The following is a 22304-nucleotide window of genomic DNA, read 5'->3' on the forward strand; positions in this document are numbered from 1 at the left end:
ATGTCAGAAAAGCTTGAAGGTATTGTTTCTCCGTCCATCGATAACCTAATGGACCGTGTTGACTCAAAGTATGAACTTGTAATGTTTGCCGCCAAGCGAGCACGTCAGATCAACGATTACTACTCCTCTCTGCACGAGGGATCACTTTTTAGCAACGTAGGCCCACTTGTTGATGTAACAATCGACGAGAAGCCACTAACGATTGCTCTGAATGAAGTTGACCAGGGACTTCTCACCAAGAAAAATCTAGACTAAACGGCAAAGCTCAAATGGCTAACGTAGTCGTTGGTGTAACAGGTGGAATCGCTGCCTATAAATCCGCTGCCCTCATTCGACTGCTGTCTGAAGCTGGTCACAGTGTCCAAGTTGTCGCAACAATCAATGCCACGCGATTCATTGGGACAACTACCCTAGAGGCGCTTTCTCACAACAAAGTCCAAATAGTCGACCCAGATCTTTTCACTGACGTTGAGAGCGTGAAGCATGTTTCTCTCGCGAAATCAGCAGATCTTATTGTCGTAGCTCCCGCAACTGCTTCTTTCCTAGCTAAAGTGGCAGCGGGTATAGCTGATGATCTTTTGACAACAACGGTGCTTACCGCAACCTGCCCAGTGATAATTGCCCCGGCGATGCACACTGAGATGTGGGAAAATGCCGCCACTCAGCAGAATGTCTCCACACTAAGAAATCGTGGCGTGCACATCGTAGACCCTGGTGTTGGAAGGCTCACTGGAGAAGACACTGGCGTTGGTCGACTAGCTGAGCCAGAAGTCATACTCTCCGCCGCGAACTCTTTGCTAGCCGAGAGAATCCTTGAGGGTGTTCGAGTGCTTGTCACCACCGGAGGCACCAGAGAGCGAATTGATCCTGCTCGTTATGTTGGAAATTTCTCTTCCGGAAAGCAGGGTCTAGCTTTTGCTAGAGCCGCCCTGGAAATGGGTGCAAGCGTAAGAGTAATCGCCGCAAACGTCGATCAGAGCTTGCTCCAAGGGATAGACCACTCGAATGTGGTCAGTGCATCTGATCTAAGCGAAAGCATTGATGATGCAATTGGCAACTTTGATTTACTGGTTATGGCGGCAGCGGTCGCCGATTACAGCCCGACCATAGTTTCTGATGTGAAGATTAAGAGGTCTACTTCCGGAGAGAACCTCCAGATCTCGCTGACTGCAAATCCTGACATCGTCGCTGCTGTCTCGGAAAGAACCAGAGGCACGGGATCAGACGCGCTTATTGTCGCCTTTGCTGCGGAGTCAGGAGAAGATCTAGAGACTCTGGCCAAGACAAAGCTCCTCTCAAAAAAGTGCGACTTTGTTGTTGCTAACAGCATCAGCTCAGGCGAAGTATTCGGCTCGGATCAGAACTCGGTAGTTTTGGTTTCTGAGAGCGATTCGACTAGGTTCTCGGGTTCGAAGCTAGAGATTGCAAGGGCTGTTTTGGAGATCGTTTCCAGTAAAGTTGTTAGGTTACCAAGAGGGGAATCCAAATGAGCAATTTGCGTCAGTTCACGTCTGAGTCAGTTACTGAAGGCCATCCAGATAAAATCTGTGATCAAATCTCAGATGCGATTCTTGATGCCATGCTAACCGAGGACCCTAATGCGCGCGTCGCGGTAGAGACCATGGTGACAACAGGTCTGGTCCACGTTGCCGGTGAGGTTTCAACCACTGGATACGTTGAGATTCCCGCAATTGTCCGTAAGACCGTACTTGACATCGGTTACAACTCTTCGAGCATTGGTTTTGACGGAGCAAGCTGTGGCGTCTCAGTTTCTATCGGTCAGCAGTCACCAGACATCGCTCAGGGTGTTGATTCGGGGCTAGAAGTTCGAGATGGTGGATCATCCGACCCATACGAGTTACAGGGTGCTGGTGACCAGGGTCTAATGTTTGGCTACGCAAGCAATGAGACCAGTAATTTCATGCCAACGGCTATAGCTCTAGCTCACAGGCTTTCTGAAAAGCTTTCCGCAGTTAGAAAAAGTGGTCAGGTTGACTTTCTTAGGCCGGATGGCAAAACCCAGGTCACTATTGGATACGAGGGATCCACACCTCGGACGGTTGAAGCCATTGTGGTTTCTTCCCAGCACAACGATAAAGTCAGTCAGGCGGAGATCCACGCTGCTATTCGCGAGCAGGTTGTGAATCCGATTCTTTCTGAGTCCGGACTTGATTTCTCGAATGCCAAGCTATTCATCAACCCAACCGGAAAGTTCGTTATTGGTGGCCCGCAGGGAGATGCTGGTCTAACTGGCCGCAAAATCATCGTAGACACATATGGTGGAGCTTCTCGACACGGCGGCGGTGCTTTCAGCGGTAAAGATCCTTCTAAGGTTGACCGTTCCGCTGCTTATGCCATGAGATGGGTAGCTAAGAATGTTGTCGCTTCCGGAGCTGCCGATCGTGCAGAAGTGCAGGTTGCCTACGCAATTGGTGTTGCTAATCCAGTCGGTATCTACCTGGAAACCTTCGGCACTGAGAAGGCTGACACTCAGCAGATAGAGAAGGCAATCAGGGACATTTTTGACTTGAGACCCCGAGCAATTGTTGAGTCACTAGACCTACTGAGACCGATCTACAAAAAGACTGCCGCCTACGGACACTTTGGACGCGAACTGCCTGAATTCACTTGGGAGAAGTTGAATCGAGTAGAGGAACTTCGTTCTGCACTGAAGCTATAGCTATGCCAGTAATTGCGAAGGTTGCCGTAGTCTCGAATCTTCCACAGCTAGACAAACTTTTTGATTACCTGGTACCAGACGAGCTTGTGTCTGTCACTTGGGTTGGCTCAAGAGTGAAAGTCCCTTTTGGTAAGGCAGCGAAAGCCTACGAAGGCTTCATCTTCCAGCTTGAAACCTCATCAGATTTCCCAGGGCAGCTTTCAAGCGTTCAAGAAGTCATAGGAACAAAGCCTGCTCTGTCCGCAGTGCTGATTGAATTCCTACAAGATCTTGCGGTTCGATCTGCGTCATCTATTGGTGAGATTTTGAAGCTCGCTGTTCCGCCGCACATGCCAAGAGCTTTCAAATCCCACATCGATCTAGCTGAACCGCAACTGATTCCTTTGAAGGCGGCATCACTGCTTGAGAACGCACAAGCTCAAGAACTTGTGCGCAAGGATTCGTTGCATGCCGTACTTGAAAGGCCCGCAATCGCTTCGCTTGGAGTAGATCCCGATGTCCGAAACTTCCCAAGCTGGGTGGTTTCGATGTGTTCAGTTGCAGCCCTAAATCTCAATGAAGGAAAATCCTCGATACTTTCTGTTCCAGACTTTCGCGATCAAGAAATACTCCTGGAAGCACTTGGTGGTTACGGCCTTGATGATTTCATAGCGAATTTCTCGCAAGAGCAACCAAAATCCAAAATCTATGAGGCTTACCTTCGTGCTTTGGATGAGACGCCAAGAGTGATTGTTGGTTCTAGATCTGTGATTCTCGCTCCAGCGCACAAACTCGGAACTATTGCTATCTTCGATGATGGCGACCGTAGCTTTACTGATCAGTCTGCACCGTATCTAAACGCTCGAGACAACGCCCTTTTGAGGCAAAGCATTCAAAAATGCTCTCTAGTATTCCTGTCGTACTCGAGATCCACTGATGTACAGCGCCTCGTTGAAACTGGATACCTCAAGGACTCTTCTGAAACATTTCCAAAACCGAAGATTTCTGTTTCAGAACCTGGTTTCAGGGTTGACTCTCACGCCTTCAAAGCTATCAAGAAGGGTTTGGAATCTGGTTCAGTCTTGGTTCAAGTGGCTTCTAGGGGAGAGTCAACAGCTCTGTTTTGTTCATCTTGCGACAAGAGAGTTTCTTGTCAGGTTTGCGCTGGTCCGGTTTGGGTCGATGGTTCTGGTGTGAGAAAGTGCCGTTGGTGCAATGCCTTCTCTCCTGCAGCTGCTTGTGAATGTGGATCAATCGAAATCAGCAAGGGAAGAGCCGGAGCTTCCAGAACAGCTTCGGAGCTCGGGCGATCCTTTCCAAACTCGAAGGTTATTGAGTCAACTGGGGAGAACAGGATTCTGAGCGTTTCTCAGGGAAAGAATCTGGTTATTGCAACAGCTGGAGCCGAACCTTTTGTTGCCGAGGGTTATCGAGCAGTTGTCATGCTCGATGCCCAAACCCTTCTATCGCGACAGAATCTTCGGGCAACCGAGGATGCCGTGAGACTGTGGTCAAACGCCATTTCCAAACTAGCTACCGACGGTGAAGCGGTGCTTGTGGGAGTGTCAGGTTCTTTGTCGCAGAAGTTCTGCCTCTGGCAACAAGTTGAGATTGCCGCCGACGAACTAGCATCGCGAAGGGAGCTAAGTCTCCCTCCAGCTCTTCGACTGGGGAGTGTCGCAGGAAGCCAGGTGATGCTTGTCGAACTAGCGCAATCCCTAGCGAGTTTCGGGAAAGTTAAGGTACTAGGACCAGCTCCACACGTCAAAGGAAATGATTCGAGTGAGTGGCGTCTGATTGTTAAGTACAACTATTCAGATACCGTTGAGGTAGCAAAGCACCTTCGCGGCGAAGCGATTCGTTTGTCTCGCGGCAAATCCGTTCTTGCCGCCTCCGGCAGAGCAGTCAGGGCTTTGAAGGTCCGGATGAGTGACGGAGATGTTGTCTAGCATGACAGCCAAGCTGAGAGTAGTTTTCGCAGGGACTCCCCAAAATGCCGCGGAAACTTTAGATCGCCTTGTGAGCGAGGGAGTTCAAATTGTCGGCGTCCTAACCAGAACAGACGCTCGCGTTGGTCGATCTGGTGAACTTACACCCACCGCTGTCGCACAGAAAGCGCATGAGCTCGGATTAGAAACCTTCAAGACAAACAAAATTGATGACAAGGCTATTGAATGGCTGATCTCTCTCAGGGCGGACATTGGAGCCGTTGTTGCCTATGGGTCAATTTTCAAGCAACCAGTGCTTGAAATACCGCGGCTGGGATGGCTAAACCTTCATTACTCAGTTCTTCCCGAGTTACCTGGTCCAGCACCAGTCCAGCACGCCATCCTGCAAGGGAAAAAGGTAACCGGCGTAACCGTGTTTCGTCTTGACTCAGGTGTTGATTCCGGACCGATTATATCCAGCAAGGAACAGGCTATTGACGATGCCGATACAACGGGATCCTTGCTGAGCAAGCTAACTGGAATTGGTTCCAAATTACTTGTTGACATTCTTCAACAGGATGAAGCCAAGCTCGCGCTGGCGAGACCGCAGGAAATCTCGGGAGTTCATGCATCTGCAACGAAACCGACTCGCGAGCTTGCAAGATTAGATCTCACAGGTGACGCTCTCACACAGCTAAACAAGATCAGAGCGATGAATCCTGAACCGATGGCTTGGTTCGAGTTAAATGGGACAATCATCAGAGTGATTCGAGCTAGATATCACGACTCAATCTCAGAGGCGTCAACTATGAGAATTGTGGAGAAGGAGCTCGTTGCACATTGCAAGACAGGTTCATTAGTTCTTGATCTTGTACAACCAGCGGGTAAGCAGCAAATGTCCGGCGCTGATTGGTTTAGAGGCCTGCGGGTTGAGAAATTGAAACTTTTCTAATGCGTGCAATAGCTTTTGAGCTACTAAGGCGTGTGGCGGAAGATGATTCTTACGCGAATTTGCTTTTACCGAAATTGCTTAGTGACGCGAAAGTGGACTCAAGAGATGCCGGGTTTATCCAAGAACTAGCCTTTGGCACACTCAGAAACAAGTTGCTTTACGAGAAAGTCATTGAGCTAGCATCGGCAAGGGAAATTCGCACCATCGACTCACACGCGCTTATTGTTTTACTTTTAGGGGCTCATCAGATTCTAGGTATGCGGGTTCCTGCGCACGCAGCCATAAATGAGTCGGTCAATTTGGCTAAACAGAAAGCTTCACAGTCTGCAGCTGGATTCGTGAATGCCGTCTTACGTCGAGTTTCAGAGAGGTCGCGCGAACAGTGGATTGAAAAAGTTTTAGAGTCTACTGACTCATCCGACGAGAGGCTCTCTCTCGCTTATTCTCACCCACTTTGGATTGTGAAGGCTCTGAGAGCTGCCCTCGAGAGTCGAGGCTTGGGGGACTCGCTTGAGGATCTCTTGGTTGCGGATAACACTCCGGCCAAGGTATCTGTCGCTGCGCTTCCCGGTTTTGCAGACGTTAGTGAGTTATCGAATTTTGGAACTTTGGGTATCGCGAGCCCGATCGGTTTGGAGCTAAGCGTGCCGCCATCCCGAGTACCACATGTTCAGAGTGGTTTCGTTAGAGTCCAAGATCAAGGTTCTCAACTTGCAGTCCTTGCTTTGTTAGCAGCCGAGCTAAATGTTGAGGACTCCAGTTGGCTGGATCTTTGCGCAGGTCCAGGCGGTAAGGCTGCGCTGATGTTAGCTGTGGCCAAGCAAAGAAATGTGACTTTTGAAGCAAATGAAGTCTCGACGCACCGCGCCAAGCTTGTTCAGCAGGCGCTTGATCCTATTGCGAAGTTGAAAGTCAGCATCGGTGACGGTCGCAAGTTAGCTGAAGGGGGAGCAAAGTTCTCGAGACTTTTGCTCGATGCCCCTTGCACGGGACTTGGGGCTCTCAGGAGACGGCCTGAATCACGTTGGCGCAAGAAGTCAACTGACATCCCCGAGCTAGCAAAGCTGCAAAAGGATCTTTTCAAAGCGTCTTGGGATTCGCTGTTGCCTGGAGGCGTGTTGGGTTACGTTACCTGTTCACCGCACCTTTCTGAAACCACGGCACTGGTTTCCTGGGCCGAGTCACAGTATCGGGTTGACTTGGAGTTACTACCGGCTAACGCGATTTTGAATGAAATCAATCCGAACTTGGGCCTCGATGTCACATTCAGGACTGCACAGTTATGGCCACACATCCACGGAACCGACGCCATGTTCATTGCCTTGTTTCGCAAAAAGGTAAACTCATAGAGTGAAGATGAGAATCGCGCCCAGCATATTGAGTGCTGATTTTGCAAACCTTGAAACCGAGTTACGGACAATTTCGAGCTCAGACCTGATTCATGTCGATGTCATGGACGGTCATTTTGTTCCAAACCTAACTATTGGCGTCCCTGTGGTTGCTCGCTTACAGGAGATCACAACGGTCCCGCTGGATGTTCATCTCATGATTGAAAACCCCGAGCGTTGGGCTGGTAGTTATGCAGAAACTGGCGCATCTTCGGTGACCTTTCACCTCGAAGCTGCCACGAACCCAGAAGAAGTTATTTCTCAAATTAGAAGCTCCGGATCAAAGGTTGGCATTGCAATCAAACCTGGAACCTCGTTTGAGGATGTGTCAGGTCTTGTTGAGTTAGCCGACATGTTGCTTGTCATGACAGTTGAGCCTGGTTTTGGTGGACAGGGTTTGATTGAGTCGGTCATACCTAAGATCACCCAAGCCAGAGATTTTATACATGCTCAAGGTCTTGAGGTGTCAGTTCAGGTGGATGGGGGAGTCGGAGTGGCTAACATCGCCAATCTGGCACGAGCTGGTGCTGACACTTTCGTTGCCGGTAGTGCTGTTTTTTCTGAACTGAACCGAAATGAACGTATTGCATCGCTTCGGTTGCTTGCCGAGTTGGTCTAGTGTTACCAAGTTTTAGACACACGTGCATTGGTTCAACCATTAGAGCCACCTCATGATTTCGCTTGACGAGGCCAAAAAACTCTCGGAGAAATTCCGCGTTATTCCACTGGTGACTACCCTGTTTTCTGGCAGTGAGACCCCGCTTTCAATTTTCGAGAAGATTGCTGGCGACTCTACTGGAAGTTTTCTACTCGAGTCAGCTGAGCAAGGTGTCTGGTCAAGGTATTCGTTTATTGGTGTTTCAAATCTTGGGATGCTACTAAAGGAAGGCTCATCTGTTCGCTGGATAGAGTCAGAGCCAAGTGAGACAAGCTCTTTGGTTGCATCTTTGGTTTCTGATAGCAGCGGCTTAGTCGCAATCGAATCGATACAGGAATTCTTCAGAGCAGCTCCGACGCCAGGGCTTCCTCCATTGGTGTCTGGAATGGTTGGATTTTTAAGCTGGGGTGTTGTCAATGAGATCGAGAATCTGCCTATTCCTAAATCTGGGTCCTATGAGATTCCGGAAATGGCGTTTTCACTGCTGCGGGATCTGGTGGTCGTAGATCACGCTGATTCAACGCTGAAATTGATTTCAAACTTGTATTTGACAGATTCAACAGACATCGGTGCAGAGTACGAGAGATCCGTAGCCCGAATTGAGAAACTGCAGTCTGACCTTCTTTCAACACAGCTACCGTTCATAGTTGAAATCGATACCAATGTAGCGATTGAGTACAGCAGGAGCTCTAGCGACCAAGAGTTTATCGAGATTGTCAAGAGGGCAAAGAGACGGGTTGAGCTTGGGGACGTCTTCCAGGTAGTTGTATCTCAACGCTTTGAGATGGAAGTTTCCGCAACTGCTCTTGATGTTTACAGGAGCCTGCGGGCACTCAATCCAAGTCCTTACATGTATTTAATGAATCTTGAGGATTCAACTGGGGTTTTCTCTGTTGTCGGATCATCGCCTGAAGCCCTGGTGAAGGTGAATCAGGATTCAGCGATACTCCATCCAATTGCTGGATCCAGGCCTAGAGGCGTATCCGGTGAGGAAGACAGCAAACTGGCCGAAGACCTACTGGCCGACAAGAAGGAGCAGGCAGAGCACCTGATGCTTGTTGATCTGGCTCGGAATGATCTTTTGAAGGTATGCGCCCCAGATTCAGTATCTGTCACCGAGTTCATGACCGTCGAAAGATATAGCCACATCATGCATTTAGTTTCAACAGTTGAAGGGAAGATCTCAGCCGGCTCTTCAGCTGTTGATGTTGTTAGGGCAACTTTTCCCGCTGGAACTTTATCCGGGGCTCCGAAACCTATGGCGCTATCGGTTATTCATGAACTAGAGCCAATCAACAGAGGTCTTTTCGGCGGAGTTGTTGGCTACTTTGACTTCTCTGGTAATGCTGATTTAGCGATAGCAATTCGAACTGTTGTTCTTCGCGATGGAAAGGGTTATGTCCAGGCTGGTGCAGGCATCGTTCTAGATTCCGTCCCAGAATCGGAGAACCAAGAAACAATCTCCAAAGCCTCGGCACCCCTGAAGGCAATAGCCATAGCAAACTCAATGAGGAAGCTATCGTGAAAAGAACAAGGGTGCTTCTGATTTGGCTTTTTTCCAGTGGTCTCGTTGCGCTAACAGCAGCTCAGAGTTGGCAAAGTTTTGAAGTTTCGGAAAGTGCTGGTGGGGGAGTAATCCAGATTACGGGCTTCCTGGCCTTCCCGGTTATTGGAACCCTCATTTCATTGCAGGTTGTGATCATTCTGGTTAGCCTGCTTGTGAAACCGATTGTTGCCAGAATTCTTGCTGCGGCCACCTTGCCAATGATGATTTGGGCCTTTTTTGATGTTGTATTGACTTCGGAAAAGCAGGTTCGAGAGACTCTTGTGTCCGTCCTGGCGGCTCAAACCGGTGTTGTGCAAGAACTTTCAACTTCTGAATTCCTGGTGTCTAGCTCGGTTGGTGTCTTTACGACGCTGTTTCTTATAAGCGCGGCTCTAAATGCATTAGTTTTGGCATTTGTGGCACTAATACCCATCGAGAGCCAGAAGCCTAAGGCTGCAAAGTCGAAGCGAGAACCAGAGAACCTCTGGAGCAGTCAGAACTAGTAATCAACTGATAAAGTTGGGTCAAAAGAGGAGAAATCATGTCTGCGAATAGCACCGAGCCTGGTCACGGAGATTCACTTGCCGCGTGGGTAACTGTGTCCGTTGTGATAGTTGCGTTTGCCCTTGGGACTCTCTTTTTTTGGCTAGACCTGGCTTTCATGGTTTGGGCTAGTGCCGGCTTGGCCGGTCTAGGACCAATTGCTGGATGGTATCTCAAGCGCGCAGGTTATGGCGTCGGCGGATCGAAGTCTAAGGACTAATTGCTTTTAGATCTTTACGCGGGAGCCATTCGAGATGCCGCGGCACGCGAAGAACTAATTCCACTTCCACAAATTGAGAAGCTTGCCCTTCTATCTCCACCATCAATTGATCTCGAACCACACCTACTAAGTCCTACGAACATTCGAGTAATTGCCGAAATCAAGAGAGCTAGCCCATCTCGAGGAAGCATTGCGAGTATTGAAGATCCCGCAGCATTAGCAAGATCGTATGAATCTGCTGGCGCTGGAGCCGTGAGTGTACTAACAGAAGGAAGAAGTTTTCTTGGAAGCCTGGAGGATCTCGATGAGGTCCGAAAGTCAGTAAGGATCCCGGTATTACGCAAAGACTTCATAGCTAACGAGTATCAGGTGCTTGAGGCCCGCGCTCACGGCGCGGACATGGTGCTTCTGATTGTTGCTGGCTTGGACCAAAAATCACTTACTCGATTAAAGGCATTCACCGAGCAGCTAGGAATGACCGCCCTTATAGAAACTCATTCAGAGCAGGAAGTCCTCCGTGCATGCGAAGTTGAATCCAGACTTATTGGAATCAACGCTAGGGATTTAGGAACATTCGAAACCGACCGATCCCTGTTTGGCCGATTAGCTTCTCTGGTTCCAGAAGGGTCAATCAAGATTGCGGAATCGGCTGTTCGCAGCGTGGCCGATGTTGAAGAGTATGCTTCCTTCGGTGCGGACTGCGTTTTGGTTGGCGAGGCTCTAGTAACCGGTGACGCCCCAGAACTGGTTAGCACTTTTAGCAAAGTGAAGAAGCCGTAGGCTTATTAGATGTCGGAAAAGCTTGCAGACCAAGTTGGGCCATACTTTGGTGAATTTGGCGGGAGATTTGTTCCCGAATCCCTCATTGCTGCCTTAGATGAGCTTGATCGGACCTACCAAGAGGCCAAGAGCGATCCTTCGTTTGTTGAGGAGTTGGCCCACTTACACAAAACCTATACGGGGCGCCCCTCCATCATTACCGAGGCACCGAAGTTTGCAGCCACCATCGGCGACATTCGAGTATTTCTCAAGCGTGAAGATCTAAACCACACCGGTTCACACAAGATCAATAATGTTCTCGGTCAAGCATTGCTTGCCAAGAGAATGGGCAAGCAAAGAATTATCGCCGAAACAGGTGCCGGCCAGCACGGTGTGGCAAGTGCAACTGCGGCAGCATTGCTTGGTCTTGAGTGCATTGTCTATATGGGCGAAGTTGACACAATAAGGCAGTCACTCAATGTTGCGAGAATGCGACTTCTTGGCGCGGAGGTTGTTGCCGTAAAGACCGGAAGCAGAACACTAAAAGATGCAATCAATGAGGCTTTGCGTGACTGGGTGGCAAACGTAGCAGGCACTCATTACCTTCTGGGAACAGTTGCCGGCCCTCACCCGTTCCCAACTATGGTTCGTGACTTCCATTCCGTGATTGGTTTTGAGGCAAGGCAACAGATGCTTGATGAGACTGGCTCACTTCCAGATGCCGTGGTTGCATGTGTTGGCGGAGGATCGAATGCAATCGGTATCTTCCACGCGTTTTTAGATGATGACGTTCGACTGGTGGGGATGGAAGCTGCCGGTGATGGGGTAGCGACCGGCAGGCACGCGGCTACGCTCAGCGCCGGTCGACCTGGTGTGTTGCATGGGGCGATGAGCTACCTGTTGCAAGACGAAGATGGGCAAACTCTTGAATCACATTCGATATCCGCAGGTCTTGATTATCCAGGCGTTGGCCCCGAGCATTCTTGGTTGAAGGACATCGGTAGAGCAGAGTACATTCCAGTTACTGATTCGGAGGCTATGGAGGCTCTTAGAACTCTTAGTAGAACCGAGGGGATTATTCCTGCAATAGAGACCGCTCACGCCCTTGCTGGTATTTCGCAATTGATGCCAACCCTGAAACCAGATAGCAAGGTGCTTGTGAACCTAAGTGGCCGCGGCGATAAGGACATGGAAACAGCGGCAAAGTATTTTGGATTGGTCTAGATGAGTAAAACTGAACAGACTCTTCTGGCAAACAAGGAGAGTGGTGGCTCTTTGATCGGTTACTTCCCACTTGGCTACCCAAACCTTGATGCTTCGATAGAGGCAGCGGTTGCAATGTGCGAATCTGGGGTAGACGTTCTAGAGTTGGGAATTCCATACAGCGATCCTGTTATGGATGGTTTAGTTATTCAAAAGGCAACTGAAGAAGCTCTCGAGAATGGCTTTCGGCTGAGTGAGGCCTTTGAAGCAATCAAGAAGATCACTGCGCGAGTCAAGGCTCCTGTCTTAGTCATGACTTACTGGAACCCAGTTCTTGCTTATGGAGTGGAGCGGTTTGCTTCCGATCTTGCCGATTCTGGTGCTGCTGGAGCAATCACACCTGACTTGATACCAGATGAGGCTGCCAAGTGGATTGCCGCTACCGATTCACACAATCTTGATCGGGTGTTTCTTGCAACCCCATCTTCTAGTGATTCGAGGGTTGGCAATGCTAGCGAGTTATCACGTGGCTTCGTTTATGCGGTTTCCACGATGGGCATTACCGGACCGCGTGAGGACTTAGATGCTAAGGCTAAGGAAGTTGTTGCTAAAGTTCGCAGCAACGCACCAGAATCTCTCACGGCTGTTGGAATTGGTATCTCAACAGAGGATCAGGTTAGGCAGGTAAACAGCTATGCAGATGGGGCTATTGTCGGTTCAGCGTTCATAGCCGCCTACGCAAGCTCAGGTATCAACGGCCTAACGGCTAAAGTTAGAGAATTAGCAAAAGGAAAGAGCTGAGATGAACCTGTTCCAAATATTCACATCAATCCCGTCACCAGATGTTAGCTACATTGAGCTTGGTCCTCTAAGGATTCATTTCTACGCGCTATTTATCCTCACCGGAATCATTCTTGCCCTTCTGCTTACCGAGTCCAGGCTCAAGGCCAGGGGAGTAGAAGCTGGTGTGGCACTAGACGTTTCTTTCTGGGCGATTCCTTTTGGAATCCTTGGCGGAAGATTCTTCCACGTGATCACTCACCCAAACGACTACTTCTACCAAGGCGCCGACCTGCTCGCACCATTTCGAATCTGGGAGGGTGGATTGGCAATCTATGGAGCCCTACTGTTTGGTGCAGTGGGTGCTTACATTGGATCCAGAAAGGCGGGAATCAAGCTCACTTCCTATTTGGACGCTGTCGCTCCAGGTATCTTGCTTGCCCAAGCAATAGGTCGCTGGGGCAATTACTTTAACAACGAGCTTTTTGGCCTGCCGACCGATCTTCCGTGGGGTCTTGAGATTTCTAGCAGCAACCGCGCTTACCCAGCTGGCTTGCCGGAGGGTGTTTTGTTCCATCCAACATTTTTGTACGAATCAATCTGGTCGCTCGTTGGAGTCGCAATACTTTTAGCCGCAGACAAGAGATTCAACCTGCGCTGGGGCCGAATGATTGGGCTTTACTTCATCTACTACTCGGTGGGCAGGATCTGGGTCGAAGCGATCCGGATAGACCCAAGCGAGATATTTCTTGGCCTACGCATCAACATATGGTCGGCCATCTTTGGCATCGTCGTAGGACTCGCGGTCATGGTCATCTCCTACCGCAAGCACACTGGTCTTGAGCTCACCGCCTACCTTGCAGGTCGCGAGCCAAAACCCAAGGATGACCAGGCTGCAAAGCCAGAGGATAAGCTAGTATCTGAGAAGTAGCCCAACAAGGCTAATTTGGCATCACAAGTGCCTGGTTCCAGTTTTTTGAACTGTTTTGCGGGCCAGCGTTGTCCCTTCAATATTTTGAATGGAGACAACGCGCAATGCCGATATCACCCTTTGAGCGATTTGCCAATTGGCCAAGCTCTGGTTTGTATCAGCAGGATTCCGAAAAGGATGCCTGCGGGCTTGCTCTGGTTGCAACCCTACGGGGAACCCCAGGTCACGACATTATTCAAACAGCACTTGATGCTCTTCGAAACCTTGAACACCGTGGCGCTATCGGCTCGGATGCTGGAACAGGTGATGGCGCAGGAATTCTGATTCAGATTCCTGATGCTTTCTTCAGGCGTGAACTTGGTAGCGATCTACCAGCAGCAGGTAGCTATGGAGCTGGGCTTGTTTTTGAATCTACGGATGAAGCCACACGCAGTGCTGAACGAGCAAAGTTTGCTGAGCTGGCTAGTCAAGAAGATCTAGAGGTCTTGTCCTGGCGTGATGTTCCCACAAATCCAGACGTTCTAGGAAACCTAGCAAGAGAAGCAATGCCGTTTATCGCTCAGGTATTTGTCAAGAGTCTCTCGGGTCTTACTGGAATCGACCTAGAGCGAAAGCTCTATCGCCTGAGAAGAGCCAGCGAGAAAACTATTGGTATTTATCACCCTTCGCTATCGAGTAAGACCATTGTCTACAAGGGCATGGTTACTACCCTCCAACTTGAACCGTTCTTTCCTGAACTTAGTGATCCGGTTATGGTTTCAACTCTCGCCCTTGTTCATTCGAGATTTTCTACCAACACCTTCCCTTCTTGGCCCCTTGCTCATCCATATCGAATGATCGCTCACAATGGTGAGATCAACACCATTCGCGGAAATCGCAACTGGATGAAAGCTCGTGAAGCTCAGTTGGAATCTGATGTGCTCGGTGACATTGAATCTCTCAAGCCGGTTATCACTAAGGGAGCTAGCGACAGTGCATCGTTTGATGAGGTACTGGAACTTTTGTATCTTGCAGGTCGATCGCTACCGCACGCCATGATGATGATGATTCCCGAGGCATGGGAGTCTCAGCAAGTAATTGATCCGGCCAGGAAAAGTTTCTACGAGTATCACTCGTTGATGATGGAACCATGGGATGGTCCGGCTGCTGTTATATTCACTGACGGCGACTTGGTTGGTGCCACCCTCGATCGCAATGGCCTTAGACCGGGTCGATACCTAGTTACCGAAGACGGTCTAGTTGTTTTGGCATCCGAGGCCGGTGTTGTTGACATCGATCCCTCCAAGGTTGTCAGAAAAGGCAAGCTTCAGCCCGGGAAAATGTTCTTAGTCGACACAGTTGAAGGTCGAATCATTGAAGACGAGGAAATCAAGTCTCAGGTTGCTTCCTCTGAGCCATGGGACAGTTGGTTATCGGATAACCGAATCAACCTGCGAGATCTGCCTGAGAGGGAGCACATCGCACACACGTCTTCGTCTGTGAATCGCAGGCAGAGAACCTTCGGTTTCACCGATGAGGAACTAAGGGTGCTTCTGATGCCGATGGCCAAGAACGGCACAGAACCACTCGGTGCCATGGGTTCGGACACTCCGATTGCTGCAATCTCAGATAGACCACGGTTACTTTTTGACTACTTTGTTCAGCAGTTTGCTCAGGTAACAAATCCGCCGCTTGACTCGATACGCGAGCAAGTGGTGACCTCGCTTGCTACCGGTATCGGTCCCGAGAGAAATCTCCTTAGCGCTGGCCCGAATCACGCGCAGCAAGTGATCATTGATTTCCCAGCGCTCAGCAATGACGAGCTCGCGAAGATAAAACACATCGCCGAAATGCCAGGAGGAGGAGAGGCGTTTGTTGTGCGGGGTCTCTACCGGCTATCCGAGGGAAGCACTGGACTAGAGAAGCGTCTTGTGGAGATCTACGCCGAAGTTGATCAAGCCATAGACGATGGGATCACCTATTTAGTGCTTTCAGATCGTGATTCCAATCGTGATTTAGCTCCAATCCCATCACTACTTCTTACTTCCGCAGTGCATCATCACTTGATTAGAACCGGTCGACGCACCATGGTTGGTTTGGTCGTTGAGGCTGGTGATGTTCGCGAGGTTCACCATGTCGCAGCTCTTGTTGGCTACGGCGCGGCCGCTGTGAATCCGTATCTTGCTTTGGAATCTGTAGAGCTAATGATTCGAGAGGGACGTATTCAGGGAGTAAGCCTCGAGCAGGCGGCGAAGAACCTAATTGGTTCGCTGGGCAAGGGTGTTCTAAAGATCATGTCGAAGATGGGTATCTCGGCAGTGTCTTCATATAGCGGCGCTCAGTGTTTCGAAGTAATTGGACTAAATCAAGACGTTGTCGAGAAGTACTTCTATGGCACCACATCTCAGCTAGGCGGCATCGGCATGGAGGTATTACACCAAGAGATCGCGGCAAGGCACGCCAGCGCGTACCCGGTTGAGCGTGCCGTAAACGTTCACCAGTCGTTAGATGTTGGGGGAGAGTATCAATGGCGAAGAGAAGGCCCGCCGCATCTATTCAACCCAGAGACAGTATTCAAGCTGCAGCACGCAACTCGCGAGAAGCGCTTTGACATCTTCCGGCAATACACCAAGCTAATTGATGATCAGTCCTCCAGGCTGATGACACTTCGCGGGTTATTCAAGTTCAAGGACGGAGTCCGCGAACCTATATCAATCGATCAGGTCGAGTCCGTCTCATCGATTGTCAAACGATTCTCCACCGGTGCCATGAGCTACGGGTCAATCTCAAAAGAGGCTCACGAAACTTTGGCAGTTGCGATGAACAGTATCGGAGCAAGGTCCAACACCGGCGAGGGCGGTGAAGATACCGATCGTTTGCTAGATCCGAAACGAAGAAGTGCCATAAAGCAGGTTGCTTCTGGACGTTTTGGCGTAACGAGCATGTATCTAACTCATGCCGATGATCTACAGATCAAAATGGCACAGGGTGCTAAACCTGGTGAAGGTGGTCAACTAGCCGCTAACAAGATCTATCCATGGATCGCCAAGACCAGACACTCGACGCCAGGTGTGGGCCTGATCTCTCCACCACCACACCACGACATCTACTCGATTGAAGATTTGAAGCAGCTGATCTTTGACCTGAAGAGATCAAATCCCTCGGCACGAGTGCACGTAAAGCTGGTTAGCCAGGTGGGTATCGGCACCGTTGCCGCGGGAGTTGTCAAGGCCAAGGCAGATGTCGTTTTGGTTTCCGGTCACGATGGTGGAACAGGCGCATCGCCTCTGAACTCGCTGAAGCATGCTGGAACACCTTGGGAATTAGGACTTGCTGAGACACAGCAGACACTTATGCTCAACGGACTTCGTGACCGAGTATCGGTTCAAGTTGACGGGCAGATGAAAACCGGTCGCGATGTTGTAATCGCAGCACTGCTAGGAGCTGAGGAGTTTGGTTTTGCAACAGCACCTCTGGTTGTTTCTGGTTGCATCCTCATGAGGGTCTGTCACTTGGATACTTGCCCAGTCGGAGTGGCAACTCAGAACCCTCTATTGAGAGAGCGGTTTACTGGCAAGCCTGAGTTCGTGGTGAACTTTTTTGAGTTTCTTGCCGAGGAGATTCGCGAGATTCTTGCAGGTCTTGGCTTTAGGTCCATCGAAGAGGCAGTTGGGCACACTGAGCTGCTTAATGTGGACAGCGCTATCTCACATTGGAAAGCTGATGGCCTTGACCTCTCACCAATCCTCCAGGGCTCGGGTCTGGGTGATTATGCCCCAAGATCCAAGAAGGTAGATCAGAATCACGAACTTGAGAAGCACTTCGATCACAAATTGATTGCCCAAGCATCTGAGTCTCTCCTTCATTCCAAGCCAGTGCTAATCGAAGACACTATTCGTAACACCGAGCAGGCCGCTGGAACTCTCTTGGGTCATCACGTGACTGTTTCTTTTGGCGAATCGGGATTACCGGAAGCCACTATTCATGTCCGACTTCGCGGAACTGCTGGACAGTCCTTCGGCGCATTTATCCCGAGTGGAATCAAGTTAGAGCTCATTGGCGACGCCAACGACCATGTCGGCAAAGGCTTGAGCGGCGGTTTGATCGTTATCCGCCCAGATGAGAATGCAAGTTTTCCTTCCAACGAGAACATCATCGCTGGCAACGTAATTGGCTACGGCGCAACGTCTGGTCAGCTGTTTCTATCTGGAGTTGTCGGCGAGCGGTTCATGGTACGAAACTCTGGAGCTACCGCAGTGGTTGAAGGTGCTGGAGACCATGCACTCGAGTACATGACCGGCGGACGCGTTGTGATCCTGGGTTCTGTTGGAAGAAACTTAGGTGCTGGTATGAGTGGTGGATACGCCTACGTCTATAAACTTCGGGATTCAAGTGTGAACGCTGAGGCACTTAGCGCAGATGATCTCAGGCTTCTCAAGCCTTCCAAAGAGCAGGCTCTCGAGCTGAGAGAGCTCATTGAACTGCACCAGGCCGAGACTCAATCAAGAATCGCTGGATGGATTCTTGAGAACTTTGAATCTGAGTTAGAGAATTTCAGTGTGGTGATGCCAACTGATTACGCTAGCGTTCGCGAGATTCTCGCAGACGCAGAGATAACCGGAATGGACCCGGACGGGTCAGAAGTTTGGGGAAAGATTCTGGAGGCTACAAGTGGCTGATCCAAGGGGTTTTCTAAAGGTTACCGACCGTGTAGTTGCAAAGCGTAGGCCGGTAGACGTGCGCATTATGGACTGGAAGGAAGTCTATGAACGTCGTGAATCTGGAGTTGTAAAGGCTCAGGCCGGAAGGTGCATGGATTGCGGAGTTCCGTTTTGCCATCAAGGATGCCCTCTTGGGAACTTGATTCCAGAGTGGAATGATGCGGTGTGGCGAGCAGATGGATCATCGGCAATTGAACGTTTGCATTCGACGAACAATTTTCCAGAATTTACTGGTCGGCTTTGCCCGGCACCTTGCGAGTCAAGTTGTGTTCTCGCGATAAACCAACCTGCGGTAACAATTAAAGAAATTGAAGTTTCGATAATCGATGACGCTTTCGATAACGGTTATGTTTCGGCCCATCCGCCAGAGCGCCTCACTGGGAAAACCGTTGCCGTGGTGGGTTCCGGTCCAGCCGGACTGGCAGCCGCCCAGCAACTTGCAAGAGCCGGGCATACCGTTGCGGTCTTTGAGAAAGATGATCGAATTGGCGGCTTGCTGCGCTATGGAATTCCCGATTTCAAGATGGAAAAGCGTCACATCGACCGAAGACTCGCTCAACTTGAAGCGGAGGGTGTGCGCTTTAGAACTGGGGTTGAGATTGGTACGCAAATCAGTTGGGAAGACCTACTTCGACGCTACGACGCTGTCTTGGTTGCAACCGGTGCTTCGGTACCAAGAGACTTGCCAGTTGCCGGAAGAGACCTCATGGGTGTTCATTTTGCGATGCCATATCTGGCTCAGGCCAATCGGGCCGTTGCAGGTTTGAGCGTGAGCGATCAGATCTCTGCTGCCGGAAAACACGTCGTGATTCTTGGCGGTGGGGACACCGGTGCGGATTGTTTAGGAACCGCCACTAGGCAAGGCGCTAAGTCTGTTACAACAATCGCAATCGGTGTGAAGCCGCCTGAAACAAGATCGTCAAAGCAGCCTTGGCCCACTTTTCCGAACCTCTACGAAGTATCCAGCGCTCACGAGGAGTTTGGTGAAAGAAAGTTCATGTCTTCAACAATTGAATTTTTAGGGGAGTCTGGTCTCGTAAAGGGAATCCGCGTTGCGGACACTCAAATAGTTGACGGGAAGCGCGTCCCAACTCCAGGCACAGAACGCACCATCGAAGCAGATTTGGTCCTTCTAGCCCTTGGATTTGTAGGCCCTGAAACAACCGGTCCCGTAAATCAGCTGAATCTAGGTTTACAATCGAATAGTACCTTTGTAAGGGCAGATGATTTCTCAACCGAAGTTCCAGGGCTTTTTGTTGCTGGTGACGCAGGAAGAGGTCAGTCGCTAATTGTTTGGGCGATTGCTGAAGGTCGCGCAGCTGCTGCCACCATCGATAGGTTCTTAGAAGGAACAACGGATTTGCCCTCACCGGTGCGGGCTTCAGACCAACCATTATCTGTTTACAGCTAACCGCTCCAAACATAGAAGAGGAATCAAATGAGAAGGGCAAAAATCGTTGCGACCCTAGGGCCTGCTAGCTCTAGCTACGATCAACTTCGAGCAATCATCGAAGCTGGTGTTGACGTTGCCAGGATGAACCTAAGTCACGGTAGTTACGATGTCCACGAGCAGATTTATCGCGATGTTCGTAAAGCTGCCAGTGACCTAGATAAGCCAGTGGGAGTTTTTGTGGACCTCCAGGGTCCGAAGATTCGTTTGACCAAGTTCAAAGATGGTCCGGTAAAGCTAGAAAAGGGTGCCACTTTCAAGATCACAACCGATGAGATAGAAGGCGATGTAAACATCTGTGGCACCACATTCAAGGGTCTTCCAGGCGATGTCAAAGTTGGCGATTTCCTTTTGATTGACGATGGCAAGGTCAAACTTAGAGCGGTAGCAGTTTCTGACACCACTGTGACAACCGAGGTTGAGATCCCAGGTCTGGTTTCGAACAACAAGGGTATTAACCTTCCTGGAGTTGCTGTAAATGTTCCGGCGCTTTCAGAAAAGGATGAGGATGATTTGCGTTGGGCCCTAAAGCTCGGTGTGGACATGGTGGCGTTATCTTTCGTGAGAAACGCTTCTGACATCGATCGGGTTCACGAGATTATGCGCGAAGAGGGTCGCAAAGTCCCCGTAATCGCAAAGATTGAGAAGCCCCAAGCCGTTGAAAATCTTGAGGAGATCATTGATGCCTTCGACGCAATCATGGTGGCTCGAGGTGATCTTGGTGTTGAACTTCCTCTTGAGCAGGTTCCACTGGTTCAAAAGCGTGCCGTTGAACTTGCACGCCGCTGGGCAAAGCCAGTGATTGTTGCAACCCAGATGCTTGAATCCATGATCTCATCGAGCATTCCAACCCGTGCGGAGACTAGTGATGTTGCAAACGCTGTTTTGGATGGGGCTGATGCCTTGATGCTTTCTGGGGAAACCAGCGTTGGATCATTCCCTGTTGAAACAGTTGCAACCATGGCAAAAATCATCCAGTCAACTGAGGAAAATGGTCTTTCGAGGATCCCGGACCTTGGTACTAGACCTCACACTCAGGGTGGAGCGGTTTCGTTTGCAGCAATGGAAATTGCAGAGCTGCTTGGGTCAAAATTTGTCTGCGTGTTCACCGAAGGTGGAGATTCGTTGCGCAGAATCTCCAGATTGAGATCAGCCGTGCCGGTTCTTTCTTTCACTCCGAACGTTCAAACAGCTCGGGAGCTGTCGCTGGTGTGGGGATCGAAAACCTACATTGTTCCAAAAGTTTCACACACAGACGCTATGTTCGAGCAGGTCGACATTTCGGTTCTAGAGCAGGGAATGTGCAAGGTTGGGGATGAGGTAGTTGTAGTCGCTGGCACCCCGCCTGGGGTGTCTGGTTCGACAAATACTCTTCGGGTGCACAAGGTTGGAACCGGTGCCGAGAGCTAAGATTTCGTGGTGCCGGAAGTGGGATTCGAACCCACACGTCCTTTCGAACAAAGCATTTTGAGTGCTCCGCGTCTGCCGTTCCGCCATTCCGGCAGTACCACGTGTTCAACTCTAACCGATTTGTTTTAGCGCTAGTACCCGAAAGTGCCATAAAGTAAGCGACATGGAACACAACTCAAAGCGACGAATAGTAGTTGCCGAGGACGAATCGCTGATTCGGATGGACATTGTTGAAACCTTGAAGGATCAAGGCTTCGATGTCGTTGGAGAGGCCGGGGATGGTCTAAAGGCAATTGAACTTGCCAAAGAACTTAAGCCTGATCTCATGGTGATGGACATCAAGATGCCAGACATGGACGGACTTTCGGCAGCGGAGCAGATTGCCAAACTGCGAATTCCAGTTGTGTTTCTAACAGCTTTCAACCAGCAGGAGCTAGTTTCGCGCGCTTCCGAAGTGGGAGCTATGGCTTTTCTTGTTAAGCCATTCTCTCCGGATGATCTTCTTCCTGCAATAGAGGTTGCGTTATCTCGTTTTCAGCAGCTGACTCAGCTGGAGTCGGAAGTATCAGATCTAACTGAAAGGCTCGAAACAAGAAAACTAGTCGAAAGAGCCAAGGGCGTACTAGGAGTCCAGATGGGACTGTCAGAACCAGATGCTTTCAGGTGGATTCAAAAGGCAGCCATGGATAGGCGTATCGGAATGGTTGATGTTGCCAGGACTATTCTTGATCAGCTGGAGAAGTAGCTTTCCTTATCAGATTGGTTATACGCACGGTGGAAAGTCTTTCGCCGGCTTCGTTTGTCACCACGATTTCGTGAACAGTTAGCGTTTTTCCGAGTGACAATGCTGTCGCTGTACCAGTCACCAAGCCCCGAGTAGCGGACTTTGTATGGGAGGCAGAGATTTCAATTCCAACTGCGTGACCGTTTGGGTGAGCCCAAACGTTAGCGGCGAATGAACCTAAAGTCTCGCCAAGCACAAGATACGCACCGCCGTGAAGCAAACCAATTGGCTGAGTGTTGCCTTCGACCGGCATCGTTGCGACAGCCCGCTCAGCGCTTAGTTCAAGAATCTGGATACCCATTTTCTCAGCGAGAGCCCCTACGCCTCGTTGTGCTGCAACTTGTTTTGCTACGTCGCTAAGAATTGGGTCTTGGCCTGACATGCAACTTCCCT

18 protein-coding genes, 1 tRNA gene and 1 pseudogene are annotated in these 22304 nt (G+C 50.1%); 18 read left to right on the forward strand and 2 right to left on the reverse strand.

Translation table 11 applies throughout. The features are described 5' to 3' along the window. The 17 genes and pseudogenes from rpoZ (at position 1) to pyk (ending at position 21127) form a co-directional block, all read left to right on the forward strand. Entirely contained in the window at positions 1 to 255 is a 255-nt protein-coding gene (rpoZ, locus tag AC9UCN_RS04500; RefSeq protein ID WP_509524188.1) for a DNA-directed RNA polymerase subunit omega, read from the forward strand. 11 nt (positions 256 to 266) lie between these two features. Continuing rightward, positions 267 to 1490 (forward strand): annotated as a pseudogene (coaBC, locus tag AC9UCN_RS04505) (bifunctional phosphopantothenoylcysteine decarboxylase/phosphopantothenate--cysteine ligase CoaBC); the annotation flags it as partial. Beyond that, entirely contained in the window at positions 1487 to 2680 is a 1194-nt protein-coding gene (gene metK / locus AC9UCN_RS04510) for a methionine adenosyltransferase (protein ID WP_509524191.1), read from the forward strand. The pseudogene coaBC and the gene metK, both read left to right, overlap by 4 nt. Positions 2681 to 2682: 2 nt before the next feature. After that, positions 2683 to 4608 carry a primosomal protein N' family DNA-binding protein gene (locus AC9UCN_RS04515; RefSeq protein WP_509524193.1) on the forward strand — a complete coding sequence of 642 codons (1926 nt, stop codon included), beginning with the start codon at positions 2683 to 2685 and terminating at the stop codon, positions 4606 to 4608. Between the two features lies 1 nt (position 4609). Beyond that, positions 4610 to 5539 (forward strand): methionyl-tRNA formyltransferase, encoded by a 930-nt coding sequence (locus AC9UCN_RS04520; protein ID WP_509524195.1) that lies wholly within the window; start codon positions 4610 to 4612, stop codon positions 5537 to 5539. Next, positions 5539 to 6888 carry an RsmB/NOP family class I SAM-dependent RNA methyltransferase gene (locus AC9UCN_RS04525; protein ID WP_509524198.1) on the forward strand — a complete coding sequence of 450 codons (1350 nt, stop codon included), beginning with the start codon at positions 5539 to 5541 and terminating at the stop codon, positions 6886 to 6888. The genes AC9UCN_RS04520 and AC9UCN_RS04525 overlap by 1 nt, the downstream gene beginning before the upstream one ends. 7 nt (positions 6889 to 6895) lie before the next feature. After that, complete coding sequence (gene rpe, locus AC9UCN_RS04530) at positions 6896 to 7546, forward strand: ribulose-phosphate 3-epimerase (protein WP_509524201.1); 651 nt, start codon at positions 6896 to 6898, stop codon at positions 7544 to 7546. 52 nt (positions 7547 to 7598) lie between these two features. Continuing rightward, a complete protein-coding gene (locus tag AC9UCN_RS04535) occupies positions 7599 to 9110 on the forward strand; it encodes a chorismate-binding protein (RefSeq protein WP_509524203.1) in 1512 nt (503 codons plus the stop codon). Next, positions 9107 to 9634: a hypothetical protein gene (locus AC9UCN_RS04540; RefSeq protein WP_509524206.1), complete on the forward strand. Its 528-nt coding sequence runs from the start codon at positions 9107 to 9109 to the stop codon at positions 9632 to 9634. Before AC9UCN_RS04535 ends, AC9UCN_RS04540 begins: the two co-directional genes overlap by 4 nt. A gap of 38 nt (positions 9635 to 9672) precedes the next feature. Further along, complete coding sequence (locus tag AC9UCN_RS04545; protein WP_509524208.1) at positions 9673 to 9894, forward strand: DUF6704 family protein; 222 nt, start codon at positions 9673 to 9675, stop codon at positions 9892 to 9894. Further along, positions 9895 to 10674, forward strand: coding sequence for an indole-3-glycerol phosphate synthase TrpC (gene trpC, locus AC9UCN_RS04550; RefSeq protein ID WP_509524210.1), 780 nt, complete (start codon positions 9895 to 9897; stop codon positions 10672 to 10674). A 9-nt stretch (positions 10675 to 10683) separates the two neighbouring features. Continuing rightward, positions 10684 to 11877 carry a tryptophan synthase subunit beta gene (trpB, locus tag AC9UCN_RS04555; protein WP_509524212.1) on the forward strand — a complete coding sequence of 398 codons (1194 nt, stop codon included), beginning with the start codon at positions 10684 to 10686 and terminating at the stop codon, positions 11875 to 11877. After that, positions 11878 to 12657 carry a tryptophan synthase subunit alpha gene (trpA, locus tag AC9UCN_RS04560; protein WP_509524214.1) on the forward strand — a complete coding sequence of 260 codons (780 nt, stop codon included), beginning with the start codon at positions 11878 to 11880 and terminating at the stop codon, positions 12655 to 12657. A 1-nt stretch (position 12658) separates the two neighbouring features. Continuing rightward, on the forward strand, positions 12659 to 13567 hold the full coding sequence (gene lgt, locus AC9UCN_RS04565; RefSeq protein ID WP_509524217.1) for a prolipoprotein diacylglyceryl transferase: 909 nt from the start codon (positions 12659 to 12661) through the stop codon (positions 13565 to 13567). 104 nt (positions 13568 to 13671) lie between these two features. Beyond that, positions 13672 to 18225 carry a glutamate synthase large subunit gene (gene gltB, locus AC9UCN_RS04570; protein ID WP_509524219.1) on the forward strand — a complete coding sequence of 1518 codons (4554 nt, stop codon included), beginning with the start codon at positions 13672 to 13674 and terminating at the stop codon, positions 18223 to 18225. Then, complete coding sequence (locus AC9UCN_RS04575) at positions 18218 to 19678, forward strand: glutamate synthase subunit beta (protein WP_509524221.1); 1461 nt, start codon at positions 18218 to 18220, stop codon at positions 19676 to 19678. The genes gltB and AC9UCN_RS04575 overlap by 8 nt, the downstream gene beginning before the upstream one ends. 27 nt (positions 19679 to 19705) lie before the next feature. Beyond that, positions 19706 to 21127 carry a pyruvate kinase gene (gene pyk, locus AC9UCN_RS04580; protein WP_509524224.1) on the forward strand — a complete coding sequence of 474 codons (1422 nt, stop codon included), beginning with the start codon at positions 19706 to 19708 and terminating at the stop codon, positions 21125 to 21127. A gap of 7 nt (positions 21128 to 21134) precedes the next feature. Here pyk and AC9UCN_RS04585 read toward each other — a convergent pair. Beyond that, positions 21135 to 21220 (reverse strand) — tRNA-Leu (locus AC9UCN_RS04585). Between the two features lie 70 nt (positions 21221 to 21290). Here AC9UCN_RS04585 and AC9UCN_RS04590 point away from each other — a divergent pair. Further along, positions 21291 to 21872: an ANTAR domain-containing response regulator gene (locus tag AC9UCN_RS04590; protein ID WP_509524226.1), complete on the forward strand. Its 582-nt coding sequence runs from the start codon at positions 21291 to 21293 to the stop codon at positions 21870 to 21872. Here AC9UCN_RS04590 and AC9UCN_RS04595 read toward each other — a convergent pair. Next, complete coding sequence (locus AC9UCN_RS04595; protein WP_509524228.1) at positions 21847 to 22293, reverse strand: PaaI family thioesterase; 447 nt, start codon at positions 22291 to 22293, stop codon at positions 21847 to 21849. The genes AC9UCN_RS04590 and AC9UCN_RS04595 overlap by 26 nt on opposite strands. Positions 22294 to 22304 lie beyond the last annotated feature (11 nt).

The sequence above is a fragment of the Rhodoluna sp. genome, assembly GCF_036721215.1.
Lineage (GTDB): Bacteria > Actinomycetota > Actinomycetes > Actinomycetales > Microbacteriaceae > Rhodoluna.